This is a genomic window from Bacillus sp. JJ1474 (assembly GCF_036965225.1).
GTDB lineage: Bacteria > Bacillota > Bacilli > Bacillales > Cytobacillaceae > Cytobacillus.
In genome coordinates this window covers 36215-50500 of record NZ_JBALPC010000009.1, presented here as the reverse complement: position 1 = coordinate 50500, position 14286 = coordinate 36215, and the positions used below count along the sequence as shown (strand labels likewise).

Here is a 14286-nt window from a genome sequence, read left to right as displayed (position 1 = left end):
TGATTATTTGGACATGTTAAAAATATACAAAAACCTATTATTCCAATTGTCATGTAAACTTCATTATATTATAATAAGAACGAACAATTGGAATGTTCTAAATATTTAATACTTTAGAAGGAGGGAATATGTTGTTACCTAATAAGCCTTGGCTTCAAACGTATCCGGAAGAAATACCCTCATCTTTGACATATCCAAATCAGCCTGTTCAAGACTATTTAAAAAAAGCGGCTGATGATCATCCAGAGAAAATTGCCATTCATTTCATGGGAAAGGAATTTACTTATCGAACCATTTATGAATCCTCTTTAAAGCTTGCTTCCTATCTTCAGGAACTTGGAATTGGGAAAGGTGATCGGGTAGCTATTATGCTGCCGAATATTCCGCCTGCTGTTATTAGTTATTTTGGCATCCTAATAGCTGGAGGAATTGTCGTACAAACGAACCCTCTTTATACGGAGCGGGAGCTTGAATACCAAATGAAGGATTCAGCGGCGAAGGCGATCATTACGATGGATATATTGTTTCCAAAGACAACGAAGGTTAAGCCGCAAACTGATTTACAGCATATAATTGTAACCGCTATCAAAGACTTCCTTCCTTTTCCGAAAAACTTAGTTTATCCTTTTCTGCAAAAGAAGCAATATGGAATCGTTGTAAACGTCAGGCATGAAGGAAGCAACCATTTATTAACTGAAATTCTAAAGCAGCCAGCGAAAAAACTGAAGGAATATGAATTTGATTTCGAAGAAGATTTAGCGCTATTACAATATACAGGTGGAACGACTGGATTTCCGAAAGGGGTTATGCTGACACATCGGAATCTTGTCGCAAATGCGTCCATGTGTAAGGCTTGGCTTTATAAATGTAAACGTGGGCAAGAGGTTGTTCTAGGCTTATTGCCATTTTTCCATGTGTACGGAATGACAACGGTGTTAATTTTATCGGTTATGGAAGCGCACAAAATGGTTTTGCTGCCAAAATTCGATGTAGAGACAACATTGAAGACGATTCAAAAACAAAGACCGACTCTGTTCCCAGGGGCTCCAACCATCTATATTGGACTATTAAATCATCCGGATTTGGGGAAATATGATCTTTCCTCTATTGATTCGTGTATAAGCGGTTCAGCAGCTCTACCTGTAGAGGTACAGCAAAAGTTTGAAGAGGTAACAGGCGGCAAGCTTGTTGAAGGCTATGGTTTAACAGAATCTTCACCGGTAACCCATGCTAATTTTCTCTGGGATCGTCCGCGTGTAAAGGGAAGTATTGGTGTACCATGGCCAGATACAGATGCAGCAATTCTGTCATTAGAAACTGGAGATTTTCTTCCGTCCGGTGAGATTGGAGAAATTGTCGTTAAGGGTCCGCAAGTCATGAAGGGATATTGGAATCGTCCAGAGGAAACAGCTGAATCCTTAAAGGATGGCTGGCTTTTAACGGGTGACCTCGGGTATATGGATGAACAAGGCTATTTCTATGTTGTTGACCGTAAGAAGGATATGATTATCGCTGGCGGCTATAATATTTATCCGCGTGAAATTGAAGAAGTCCTTTATGAACACCCTGCCGTACAGGAGGTTGTAGCAGCTGGAGTACCTGATCCATATCGTGGAGAAACGGTAAAAGCTTATATTGTCTTAAAAGAAGGGACAAACGCAAATAAAGAAGAATTAAATGAGTTTGCCCGAAAATACCTAGCAGCTTATAAGGTTCCACGACTTTACGAATTCCGGGATGCGCTTCCGAAAACAGCTGTTGGAAAAATATTGAGAAGAGCCCTGATAGATGAAGAAAAAAAGAGACTAAATGATGATCAGGAAAAGCAGGCTTAATTTTGAGTCCGAGCTTCTACTTCGGCTCTTTATTTTTGAAGAATTAGGCTTGTACCATTTTTTAATAAATGACATAATAGATCCGTCCATCAAAAATTGCACAACAGTTTCTTGACAGAACGGAATTGTAGAACTATTATAAAAATATGAATGACGATTCATTCATTATGATTAGCAATCATTCGCCCTTTATACAGATAAAAGCCTACACTTTCTTGGAAGGAGGGACACGATGAAAAAGAACAAACCTAAATATCGTCAAATCATTGATGCCGCAGTCATAGCCATTGCAGAGAACGGGTATCATCAGGCACAGGTTTCCAAAATTGCCAAGCAGGCTGGCGTTGCTGACGGAACGATTTACTTATATTTTAAGAATAAAGAAGATATCCTTATCTCTCTCTTTCAAGAAAAAATGGGATACTTTGTTGAGAAATATGAAGAGAAAATTGCAGGAAAAGAAACAGCCGCAGAGAAATTATTAGTATTGGTTGAAACACATTTTAATATGCTTTCTGAGGATCGTCATCTTGCCATCGTGACTCAATTGGAACTCAGACAGTCCAATAAGGAGATCCGTCATAAAATTAATGAAGTTCTAAAAGGAGTTCTTTCTTTAGTTGAAAAAATACTAGTAGAAGGAAAAGAAAACGGTGAGTTTTCTGCCGCTTTAGATACCCGATTAGCACGCCAAATGATTTTTGGCACGATGGATGAGACAGTCACAACTTGGGTGATGAATGAGCAAAAGTATGATTTAACCTCGTTAGCAGGACCCGTGCATCAACTGCTTCTCAATGGCTGTGCCGCGCGTCAATAACCATTGAATTTTTTTGAAAGAAAAGGGGATGAAATATGGAGTATTTAAAATGGTCAAATCAGGATATGGTAGCTACTATTACGATTGAACGCCCTCCGGCAAATGCTCTTTCTTCAGGATTATTGAAGGAGTTATCGGCTTTATTAGATGAAATTGAAGCCAATGACGAAATCAGGGTCATCTTAATACACGGAGAAGGGCGTTTCTTTTCAGCAGGAGCAGACATTAAAGAATTTACAACAATCAAAACTGGAGATGATTTCTCTAAACTTTCAACCTATGGCCAAGAATTATTTGAACGAATGGAAACATTCCCTAAGCCTATCATAGCTGCCATTCATGGTGCCGCACTTGGCGGTGGGTTAGAGCTTGCTATGGGATGTCATTTTCGATTAGTCGCCGAGAATTCTAAGCTTGGGCTGCCTGAGCTGCAGCTTGGATTAATCCCCGGGTTTGCAGGAACACAGCGTCTTCCGAGGCTCGTTGGTACAGCTAAGGCTGCCGAAATGCTTTTTACAAGTGATCCGATAACAGGATTAGAGGCAGTACAATATGGTCTTGCCAACCATGCTTACCCTGAAAGCGAGCTTTTAGAAAATGCCTATAACATAGCAAAGAAAATTGCCAAGAAGAGTCCAGTTTCCATTAAGGCTGCTATCGATCTTTTAAACTATTCAAAGCCTAAAGAATACTTTGAAGGGGTAAAGATGGAAGCACAACTGTTCGGAGATGTATTTGTCTCAGAGGATGGAAAAGAAGGAATTTCTTCATTTATCGAGAAAAGAGAACCGAAATTTACAGGAAAATAGAAATAATTATTTTTTTTCGATAACAATTTTTCTAGCAATCTATTATAATTATCATGTACGGGGTATACGGCCCGTACGAAATGAATTTTCTTAATCTTTAGAAGTGATGAAATTTTTCGCTACACGTTTAACCTTCATTTTTCAGTCATTAGCTTTTTTTTATCTAGCTGCAGTGCCTAGGGGCTCGCCGACTAAAAACGGCACGGCCTAATGTCTTCATCTGCACTAGTACGTCCTGTACGTCGGAGGTCATAAGCCCCTGGGCGAGGCACTAACGCTTTTACTATTAGGAGGGATATCATGAACATCTATGTTTTAATGAAAAGAACCTTTGATACAGAAGAGAAAATTACGATTTCAGGCGGTCAAATAAACGAAGATGGAGCAGAATTTATCATTAACCCTTATGATGAATATGCAATCGAGGAAGCTATTCAAGTTCGTGATGAAAATGGCGGAGAAGTAACGGTTGTCTCTGTCGGAAATGAAGAAACTGAGAAACAGCTTCGTACTGCCCTTGCTATGGGTGCTGATAAAGCTGTATTAATTAATACTGAAGATGACTTAGAATACGGTGATCAATTTACAACTGCAAAAATTCTTTCCGAATATTTAAAAGACAAGAATGCTGACTTAATCATTGCTGGAAACGTTGCGATTGACGGCGGTTCGGGCCAAGTTGGACCTCGGGTAGCTGAACTTCTAAATATTCCTTATGTCACAACGATTACAAAGCTCGATATTGCGGGCAGTAATGTAACTGTTGTTCGTGATGTTGAAGGGGATTCCGAAATAATTGAGACAAGCCTGCCTTTATTAGTAACAGCTCAGCAAGGATTAAATGAACCACGCTACCCATCATTGCCAGGGATTATGAAAGCAAAGAAAAAACCGCTTGATGAGCTTGAGCTTGATGATCTTGACCTTGAGGAAGACGATGTTGAGGCAAAGACAAAAACAATTGAAATCTATCTTCCCCCTAAAAAAGAGGCAGGGAAAATCCTCGAAGGCGAGCTTGCAGATCAAGTAAAAGAGCTTGTACAACTTCTTCATACTGAAGCAAAAGTAGTCTGATCGGAATATACAAGAATATGAACGCAGGGGGTAAAGCATAATGGCTAGAAAAGTATTAGTTTTAGGTGAAGTCCGTGACGGATCATTGCGTAATGTATCCTTTGAAGCAGTGGCTGCAGCAAAAACCGCAGCAGAAGGCGGAGAAGTTGTAGGAATATTAATTGGCGATTCTGTAAGCGCTTTAGGCGGAGAATTAATCCAATATGGTGCGGACCGTGTTGTAACCATTGAAAATGAAAAACTTAAGCAATATACATCAGATGGCTACTCACAGGCTGTTATGGCTGTCATTGATGCAGAAAAGCCGGATGGACTGATTTTTGGCCATACAGCTTTAGGCAAGGATCTAGCTCCAAAAATTGCAGCTAAATTAAGCTCAGGATTGATATCCGATGTAACTGCCTTAGAAATAACAGGAGGCAACTTAGTTTTCACTCGTCCTATTTATTCAGGAAAAGCATTCGAAAAGAAAATTGTTACTGATGGTTTAATTTTCGCTACGATCCGCCCGAATAATATTAGCCCGCTTGAAAAGGACGAATCTAGAACAGGAGACGTTTCTTCTCTATCAGTTGATATTAAAGATCTCCGCACCATTATTAAAGAGGTTGTCCGCAAGGCAAGCGAAGGAGTCGATCTTTCTGAAGCGAAGGTTGTAATTGCTGGAGGGCGCGGAGTCAAGAGTGAGGAAGGCTTTGGTCCATTAAAAGAGCTTGCAAAAGTTCTAAATGGTGCGGTTGGGGCTTCTCGTGGCGCCTGTGACGCAGATTATTGCGACTATTCATTGCAGATTGGGCAAACAGGAAAGGTTGTTACACCTGACCTTTATATCGCGTGCGGAATTTCAGGAGCGATTCAGCATCTTGCCGGTATGTCAAACTCCAAAGTTATTGTAGCGATTAATAAAGACCCTGAGGCAAATATTTTTAAGGTTGCAGATTATGGGATTGTCGGAGACCTGTTTGAGGTAGTTCCGATGCTTACAGAAGAGTTTAAGAAGCTGTTAATAAATGCATAAGCTAACTATATAAACGAGCGGCTATATGCCGCTTGTTTTCTATATAGGAATGATTTCAAACCAAAAATTCAATATGAATAGTTATTGAAAATATAGGGGAAATTACGGTCGAAGCAAATCGTTAGCATGTGGGAATAAACAATGGTATACTGTCGTTATATTTATTATTCACTTAAAAATAGGAGGCATTTCGATGGCTATTATAAACGCTACAGATCAATCTTTTTCTACTGAAACTGGTTCAGGAGTTGTCCTTGCAGATTTTTGGGCACCATGGTGCGGACCTTGTAAAATGATCGCTCCAGTACTTGAAGAGCTAGATACAGAAATGGGCGATAAAGTAAAAATCGTCAAGCTAGACGTAGACGAGAACCAAGAAACTGCAGGAAAATATGGTGTTATGAGCATCCCGACTTTAATCGTTTTTAAAGACGGAGAAGTTGTAGATAAAGTAGTTGGCTTCCAGCCGAAAGAAGCTCTTGCAGAACTTCTTTCAAAACATGCATAATAAGATTAGATTTGTAAGGGGTCTGACTTGTAGTCTGACCCCTTAAGTATTTCTATTCCGGAAGTGATCAAATGAATGAAATTATTAAAAATAAATTAATGCTATTGCCTGATCAGCCAGGCTGCTATCTAATGAAGGACCGTCAAGGAACTATCATCTACGTAGGAAAGGCAAAGGTTTTAAAAAATCGTGTCAGATCCTATTTTACTGGTTCACATGACGGAAAAACACAAAGATTAGTCAATGAAATAGAAGACCTCGAATATATTGTGACATCCTCTAATATGGAAGCTTTAATTCTTGAGATGAACCTAATTAAAAAGTACGATCCCAAATATAATGTTATGCTCAAGGACGATAAAACCTATCCATTTATTAAACTAACTGCCGAGCGACACCCCCGCCTCATTACTACCCGAAAGGTTAAAAAAGATAAGGGGAAATATTTTGGGCCTTATCCAAATGTCCATGCTGCAAATGAAACAAAGAAGCTGCTTGACCGAATTTATCCATTAAGAAAATGTACAACCTTGCCTGACCGTGTCTGCCTTTACTATCATTTAGGACAATGTTTAGCTCCTTGTGTGAAAGAAGTAAGTGAGCAGGAATATAAATTAATGGTTGATGAGATTACCCGTTTCTTAAATGGAGGCTATAAGGAAATAAAAAAAGAATTAACAGAAAAAATGACAGCCGCTGCTGAAGAACTTGACTTTGAAAAGGCAAAGGAGTTCCGTGATAGGATCGCTCATATTGAAGCAACAATGGAAAAGCAAAAGATCACAACAACAGACTTTACAGATCGAGATGTATTCGGCTTTGCTGTCGATAAAGGCTGGATGTGTGTTCAGGTATTCTTTATCAGACAGGGGAAACTAATTGAACGGGATGTTTCAATGTTTCCAATTTATAACGAGCCTGACGAAGAAATGTTAACATACCTAGGTCAATTTTATTTAAAGGCCAATCACTTTAAGCCAAAAGAAATATTGCTGCCTAATACGGTTAATTCAGATATGGCTGAAGAGCTTTTAGAAGTAAAAACATTTCAACCTCAACGAGGCCAGAAAAAAGAATTAGTCCAATTAGCTTCTAAAAATGCAAAAATCGCCCTTCAAGAAAAGTTCTCCCTTATTGAGAAGGATGAAGAAAGAACCATTAAAGCGATTGAAAATTTGGGGAACCAACTAGGTATTTATACCCCTCATCGAATTGAGGCTTTCGATAACTCGAACATTCAAGGAACAGATCCCGTATCAGCCATGGTTGTTTTTATTGATGGCAAGCCCGAGAAAAGAGAATATCGTAAATATAAAATAAAATCTGTGCAGGGACCGGATGATTATGATTCTATGCGAGAGGTCGTACGTAGAAGGTATTCTCGGGTATTAAAAGAAAACCTGCCTCTTCCAGATTTGATCATCATTGATGGAGGAAAGGGGCATGTTGAGGCAGTAAGAGATGTATTGGAAAATGAATTGGGCCTTGATATCCCTATCTCAGGTTTGGTAAAAGATGAGAAGCATAGAACTTCACAGCTCTTGTACGGGAATCCATTAGAAATTATTCCACTTGGGAGAAACAGTCAGGAGTTCTATCTGCTGCAAAGAATTCAAGATGAAGTCCACCGTTTCGCCATAACGTTCCATCGCCAGCTTAGAGGGAAAAATGCTTTTCAGTCAGTGCTGGATGAAATTCCTGGTATTGGGGAAAAGCGCAAGAAGCAGCTCCTAAAATCCTTTGGGTCTGTCAAAAAGATGAAAGAGGCTAGCATAGAGGAATTTAGAAAAATTGGTATTCCCGCAAATATTGCGGAAGAATTAAAAAGAAAATTAACGGAATAGTATTGTTAGAAGAAAAAGAGCATGCTATAATTACTGAAAATTCAATATCACTTTATAGTATTAAAGTGAAGGTAGAGGTGCGAACTTCAATAGTAAAAGCTTGGAGAAGTATGAGCTTCAATGAAAAGCTTTGAAAGGGAATGTTTGCCGAAGTGGATAAAGTCTCATAACTTTTTTCGCTGGTCTTGCATTTAATAAATGTAAGATTGTCAAGACAAAAAACGTCTTGGAGAGCTATCTCACTGTGTGAATCGTATTTTTTTATACGTTTATAAACACAGCAATGGGATAGAATCTCATTGCTTTTTTTTATGCAGAAATCCAATCAATCGGGTATTTCCGGCATATTTTATAAAGCAATTTAAGAGACGGCTTCCAATCAACAATTTTCACATTAAGAAAGAGGGAAAAACATGGGACTTATCATTCAAAAGTTTGGTGGAACATCTGTTGCTAATGTAGAAAAAATTCGAAATGTTGCCAATCGGGTAATCGAAGAAAAGAATAAGGGCAATGATGTCGTTGTGGTTGTTTCTGCAATGGGGAAATCTACCGATCAACTTGTCAGTCTGGCAAAGGAAATTTCCTCCTCTCCAAGCAAAAGAGAAATGGACATGCTTTTAACTACAGGTGAACAGGTGACGATTTCTTTATTAGCAATGGCCTTAACAGAAAAGGGATTTCCAGCCGTATCCTTAACAGGCTGGCAGGCAGGAATAAAAACAGAATCAGTACACGGAAATGCAAGAATATTGGATATAGATACTTCTAAGCTGAAAAGTGAGCTTAACGAAGGGAGGATTGTAATTGTTGCGGGGTTCCAAGGCATAACGGAAGACGGATCCATTTCAACATTGGGTCGTGGGGGCTCAGATACGACGGCAGTCGCAATAGCCGCTGCTTTAAAAGCGGATAAATGTGATATTTATACAGACGTGACAGGAGTGTATACAACAGATCCGCGCTATGTTAAAGACGCAAGAAAATTATTAGCGGTTTCCTATGATGAAATGCTTGAGCTTGCTCATTTAGGTGCTGGCGTATTGCATCCTAGAGCAGTAGAATTTGCAAAAAACTATCAAATCCCAATTGAAGTGCGTTCAAGCAGTGAAAGTGAATCAGGGACTATAATCGAGGAGGAAGTAAACATGGAAGAGAATTTAGTTGTCCGGGGAATAGCATTTGAAAACGAAATCACAAGAGTCACTGTTATTGGGTTGCCGAACTCCTTAATTGGGTTATCCACAGTCTTCTCTGAATTAGCAAAAAATCATATTAATGTTGATATTATTATTCAAAGTACATTAGCAGAACAATCAGCTAATCTATCCTTCTCGATTAAAAATGAAGATCTTGATGACACCATAAAGGTTCTAGAAAACTGTAAGAATAAATTAAACTATAGCCGTATTGAATCTGAGACGGGTCTTGCCAAAGTTTCGATTATTGGTTCAGGAATGGTTTCAAATCCAGGGGTAGCAGCTGAGATGTTTGAAGTGCTGGCCTCCAATGATATCGAAGTAAAGATGGTGAGTACATCAGAAATTAAGGTTTCAACGGTTATTGGACAAGAAAAAATGGTACAGGCTGTTGAGGCCCTTCACGAAGCCTTTCATTTATCAGGTATATCGATTAATTCTTAATATTAAGAAAGAGGCTTTCTTTGTACCGAAAGCCTCTTTTTCGTCAGAAGTTAATATTCGATTTTGTCCTTTTTATCCCATTTAACTGTAAACTGAATTTTTCCTTTTCTTTTATTAGGATGTTCATACGATTCGCAAATTACTTCAGATTGCAGTTCAATTTGCTGAGCAATAAACCCTGCCTCAAGCTGAAAAGTGCATCGATTATTATTTTTACAGCGCTCTTGTATGAAAGAACTTGAAAGTTCAAATTCCATCTCATTTTTTGATTCTTTCTTAAGGACTAGGTTTCCCCATGAAGCTTGCTCGAAGAAATCAATTATTTCGGACACTGTCTTTTGAGGATATTTACGTGCAAGGGTTTTTCCAGCCCAATATAATATTTCAGGCGCATCATCGCCTAATATGTCGTGTAAAAGAACTTCCCTTATCAATTCGTATCCAAAGACAGAAATGGATTCGGCTTTTTGTTCAATTGGAATTAATTCTGAAGCTGTTTCGTTCAAGCTAAGATCCCCTCTTTCTATTATTCTTCTATTATATACAAATGAGAAGGAATTTAGTTATAGAATGATGAAAAAGCTGGCTGTTTTGCAGTGGAAGATTAATACTTTTTTAATATATTAAACCAAACGGGTTATCACTTAATAAATATGGTTAAATAGGTCAAAATACGTAATATTAATATATTTTTATGATTTTGATATTTACAACATTTTATGTAATCGTTTCCTTGACGCTCTAGGATGTTGGGAGTAAAATGGACATGTCACATAATTGTAAGAAAATGATATGCCATTTTCGAATTGATGTTTTGGTGAAATTCTTACATACGAAGTAACAACACCTTACATCTTGCAAAAAAATAGGGGGGTAAATCATGGCGGGTAATCGAGAATTTTTAAATCGCAGATTGCATTCATTGCTAGGTGTTATACCAGTAGGACTATTTTTAGTTCAGCATCTAGTAGTCAATCATTTTGCAACAGGGGGAGAGGAGTCTTTTAATAAGGCAGCAGGTTTTATGGAAAATCTGCCGTTTAGAATTATTTTAGAAACCTTTATTATTTTCTTGCCTTTATTATTTCATGCCATCTATGGGCTTTATATTGCTTTTACAGCAAAAAACAATGTAAGCAAATATGGATTCTTCCGTAACTGGATGTTCATGCTGCAACGTGTGTCTGGTGTTATTACACTTATTTTCATTGCATGGCATGTATGGGAGACTCGTGTACAAGCTGCATTTGGCGCAGATGTTAATTTCCAAATGATGGAGAATATTCTTTCGAATCCATTTATGTTCTGGTTTTATATAGTAGGCGTTATTTCAACAATCTTCCACTTCTCTAATGGATTATGGTCTTTCTGTGTAAGCTGGGGGATTACAATTTCACCTCGTTCACAATTAATAACAACATACGTTACAATTGTTATCTTTATTTTATTATCAATTGTCGGTATTCGTGCGATTACAGCATTTGTTTAATAAGCAGTAGAAAATGTTCGGATGAAATTTTGCTTTAGTTTTACTATGTAATAGGGAGTGAGTCACTATGGCTAAAGGTAAGGTAATCGTTGTCGGCGGCGGTCTAGCCGGCTTAATGGCAACAATTAAAGTTGCAGAATCAGGGACTCCGGTTGAGTTATTTTCCTTAGTACCGGTTAAACGTTCTCACTCTGTTTGTGCCCAAGGCGGCATTAACGGAGCTGTTAATACAAAGGGTGAAGGAGATTCACCATATATCCACTTTGATGACACTATTTACGGCGGAGACTTTTTAGCAAACCAGCCGCCAGTTAAAGCAATGTGTGAAGCAGCACCTGGAATTATCCATTTATTCGACCGTATGGGTGTTATGTTTAATCGTACACCTGAAGGTTTACTCGATTTCCGTCGCTTTGGTGGAACACAGCATCACCGTACTGCATTTGCTGGAGCTACAACAGGTCAGCAGCTTTTATATGCCTTAGATGAACAAGTACGCCGACAAGAGGTTGTAGGACTTGTTACGAAATACGAAGGCTGGGAATTCTTAGGTGCCGTTATTGATGATGATGGAGTTTGCCGTGGAATTTCAGCACAGAATTTAACTTCTGGTGAAATCCAAACATTTGCTGCAGATGCCGTTATTATGGCTACAGGCGGCCCTGGAATTATTTTTGGTAAATCAACAAACTCAGTGATCAATACAGGATCAGCTGCTTCTATTGTTTATCAGCAAGGGGCTTATTATGCGAATGGTGAATTTATTCAAATTCATCCAACTGCAATCCCTGGAGACGATAAGCTTCGTCTTATGAGTGAATCTGCACGTGGTGAAGGCGGACGTGTTTGGACTTATAAGGATGGTAAGCCTTGGTATTTCCTTGAAGAGAAATATCCTGCATATGGGAACCTAGTACCGCGTGATATTGCAACACGTGAAATTTTTGATGTATGTGTCAATCAAAAACTAGGTATTAATGGAGAAAACATGGTATATCTGGATCTTTCTCATAAAGATGCGCATGAGCTTGATATTAAACTTGGCGGAATCATCGAAATTTACGAGAAGTTTATGGGTGATGATCCACGCAAAGTTCCAATGAAGATCTTCCCTGCCGTTCACTATTCAATGGGTGGACTATGGGTGGACTATGAACAGCAAACGAGCATTCCTGGCTTATTTGCAGCAGGTGAGTGTGATTATTCACAGCACGGTGCAAACCGTTTAGGTGCAAACTCCTTACTTTCAGCTATTTACGGTGGGATGGTTGCTGGACCAAATGCGGTTAAATATATTGATGGTCTTGAGAAAAGCGTTGATTCTATTTCTTCTTCTGTATTTGATCGTCATGTTAAAGAAGAGGAAGCAAAATGGAATGGCATCTTGTCTTTAGATGGAACTGAAAACGCTTATGTTCTTCATAAAGAACTTGGTGAGTGGATGACTGATAACGTGACAGTTGTTCGTGAAAACAGCAAGCTATTGAAAACGGATGAGAAAATTGTAGAGTTAATGGAACGTTTCAAAAACATTAATATTAACGATACAGCAAAATGGAGCAACCAAGGGGCTGCATTTACTCGTCAACTAAAAAATATGCTTCACTTATCTCGTGTTATTACAATTGGTGCATATAACCGTAATGAAAGCCGTGGGGCTCATTACAAGCCAGAATTCCCTAATCGTAATGATGAAGAATTCTTAAAGACAACAATGGCAAAATACACTGGAGAAGATACTGCTCCTGCCTTCCATTACGAGGAAGTTGATATTTCATTAATTGAACCACGTAAACGTGACTATACAAAAAAACATTAAGAGAAGGGGAGAGTAAGTGATGAGTGACAAAAAAACAATTCGCTTTATTATAACTCGTCAAGACAGTCCAGATTCTGCACCTTATGATGAAGAGTTTGAAGTGGAGTACCGTCCGAACTTAAACGTTATTTCAGCACTCATGGAAATACGCCGTAACCCTGTTAATGTGAAAGGTGACAAAACAACACCAATAGCATGGGATATGAACTGTCTTGAGGAAGTTTGCGGTGCCTGTTCAATGATTATTAATGGAAAACCACGCCAATCTTGTTCGGCGCTAGTTGACCAATTAGAGCAGCCAATCCGTTTAGCTCCTATGCGTACGTTCCCTGTTGTAAGAGACTTACAAGTAGATAGAAGCCGGATGTTTGATTCATTGAAAAAGGTTAAAGCGTGGATTCCAATTGACGGTACGTATGATCTTGGTCCAGGACCACGTATGCCGGAACCAAAACGTCAATGGGCATACGAGTTATCTAAATGTATGACATGTGGTGTATGTTTAGAAGCTTGTCCGAATGTAAATAGCAAAACAAACTTTATGGGACCGGCTGTCTTTAACCAAGTTCGCTTATTTAATGCCCATCCAACTGGGGAAATGAATAAAGCTGAGCGTTTAAATGCGTTTATGGAAGATGGCGGAATGACAGGCTGTGGAAATTCACAAAACTGTGTGCAATCATGTCCAAAAGGAATTCCTATTACAACATCAATCGCTGCTGTAAACCGTGCAGCTACATTACAATCTTTCAAAAACTTCTTTGGAAGCGATCAAGTTTAATAAACGAAAGCCCTTCTTCCACTTGGAAGAGGGGTTTTTTGTTTTCAATTTATTCTAATAGTTATATAATTGTAGAATAAATGAATGATTATTCACTTTTGATTAGAGTGGGGGAGATTACATGAACAGAATAGGCTATATAAATGATTTTTCTGCTTGGGAAGAAGGTTTTGAATTTTTTCATCCTGTTAAGGTCCGTTTTTCAGAAACAGATATGTTCGGTCATTTAAATAATACAGTTCCCTTTACTTATTTTGAAGTAGCAAGAATTGAATTTTTCAAAAGCATCGGCTTTATGCAGAATTGGGTAAATCCAAAAAATGAAACCATTCCCGTTGTAGCTGATTTGCAATGCGATTTTTTAAAGCAGGTTTTCTTTGATGAACGTTTAAAAATATATGTGAAGGCAGCAACGATCGGTACAACTTCAGTAGATCTTCACTATATGGGGAAAAAAGAGGATGGATCCGTCTGCTTTACGGGCAGAGGGACAATGGTTCAAATTTCGAAGAAAACAGGAAAAGGCTATCCATGGACTGAAGAAATGAAAACTTTGCTTCAAAATCATGTCACGAAGCTTACTAATTAATTTTAATAACTTTTTTAAATAAAATCTTCTCCACTAAGGAATTGGTGTCACTCAAGT

The 14286-nt window shown here is 38.5% G+C and carries 13 protein-coding genes and 1 riboswitch; of the genes, 12 read left to right on the top strand and 1 reads right to left on the bottom strand.

The annotated features are described in order from the left end of the window. The first annotated feature begins 131 nt into the window (after window positions 1-131). The 8 genes from V7164_RS01820 (at window position 132) to V7164_RS01785 (ending at window position 9551) form a co-directional block, all read left to right on the top strand. Window positions 132-1835, top strand: coding sequence for an AMP-binding protein (locus V7164_RS01820; protein ID WP_335345240.1), 1704 nt, complete (start codon window positions 132-134; stop codon window positions 1833-1835). A 232-nt stretch (window positions 1836-2067) separates the two neighbouring features. Further along, entirely contained in the window at window positions 2068-2655 is a 588-nt protein-coding gene (locus V7164_RS01815) for a TetR/AcrR family transcriptional regulator (protein ID WP_335345233.1), read from the top strand. 35 nt (window positions 2656-2690) lie between these two features. Beyond that, the gene (locus V7164_RS01810) at window positions 2691-3464 is read left to right on the top strand and encodes an enoyl-CoA hydratase (protein ID WP_335345232.1); all 774 of its coding nucleotides are present in this window, start codon (window positions 2691-2693) and stop codon (window positions 3462-3464) included. A gap of 300 nt (window positions 3465-3764) precedes the next feature. Next, window positions 3765-4538: an electron transfer flavoprotein subunit beta/FixA family protein gene (locus V7164_RS01805; RefSeq protein ID WP_335345231.1), complete on the top strand. Its 774-nt coding sequence runs from the start codon at window positions 3765-3767 to the stop codon at window positions 4536-4538. A gap of 40 nt (window positions 4539-4578) precedes the next feature. Then, window positions 4579-5556 (top strand): electron transfer flavoprotein subunit alpha/FixB family protein, encoded by a 978-nt coding sequence (locus V7164_RS01800; RefSeq protein WP_335345230.1) that lies wholly within the window; start codon window positions 4579-4581, stop codon window positions 5554-5556. 193 nt (window positions 5557-5749) lie between these two features. Continuing rightward, window positions 5750-6064 (top strand): thioredoxin, encoded by a 315-nt coding sequence (trxA, locus tag V7164_RS01795; RefSeq protein ID WP_335345229.1) that lies wholly within the window; start codon window positions 5750-5752, stop codon window positions 6062-6064. Between the two features lie 71 nt (window positions 6065-6135). Then, a complete protein-coding gene (uvrC, locus tag V7164_RS01790) occupies window positions 6136-7908 on the top strand; it encodes an excinuclease ABC subunit UvrC (RefSeq protein ID WP_335345228.1) in 1773 nt (590 codons plus the stop codon). A gap of 64 nt (window positions 7909-7972) precedes the next feature. Next, window positions 7973-8153: riboswitch (Lysine riboswitch) on the top strand. Between the two features lie 168 nt (window positions 8154-8321). Further along, window positions 8322-9551 carry an aspartate kinase gene (locus V7164_RS01785; protein WP_335345227.1) on the top strand — a complete coding sequence of 410 codons (1230 nt, stop codon included), beginning with the start codon at window positions 8322-8324 and terminating at the stop codon, window positions 9549-9551. 50 nt (window positions 9552-9601) lie between these two features. On the opposite strand, the gene V7164_RS01780 is transcribed toward V7164_RS01785, so the two are convergent. After that, a complete protein-coding gene (locus V7164_RS01780; RefSeq protein ID WP_335345226.1) occupies window positions 9602-10057 on the bottom strand; it encodes a YslB family protein in 456 nt (151 codons plus the stop codon). A 374-nt stretch (window positions 10058-10431) separates the two neighbouring features. Between V7164_RS01780 and V7164_RS01775 the strand changes: the two genes are divergently transcribed. From V7164_RS01775 to V7164_RS01760, 4 genes are all read left to right on the top strand, one after another. After that, entirely contained in the window at window positions 10432-11040 is a 609-nt protein-coding gene (locus V7164_RS01775; RefSeq protein ID WP_335345225.1) for a succinate dehydrogenase cytochrome b558 subunit, read from the top strand. Window positions 11041-11107: 67 nt separating this feature from the next. Continuing rightward, window positions 11108-12859, top strand: coding sequence for a succinate dehydrogenase flavoprotein subunit (gene sdhA / locus V7164_RS01770; RefSeq protein ID WP_335345224.1), 1752 nt, complete (start codon window positions 11108-11110; stop codon window positions 12857-12859). A 19-nt stretch (window positions 12860-12878) separates the two neighbouring features. Further along, window positions 12879-13640: a succinate dehydrogenase iron-sulfur subunit gene (sdhB, locus tag V7164_RS01765; protein WP_335345223.1), complete on the top strand. Its 762-nt coding sequence runs from the start codon at window positions 12879-12881 to the stop codon at window positions 13638-13640. Window positions 13641-13761: 121 nt separating this feature from the next. Next, window positions 13762-14229 carry an acyl-CoA thioesterase gene (locus tag V7164_RS01760; RefSeq protein ID WP_335345222.1) on the top strand — a complete coding sequence of 156 codons (468 nt, stop codon included), beginning with the start codon at window positions 13762-13764 and terminating at the stop codon, window positions 14227-14229. The last annotated feature ends 57 nt before the right edge of the window (window positions 14230-14286 follow it).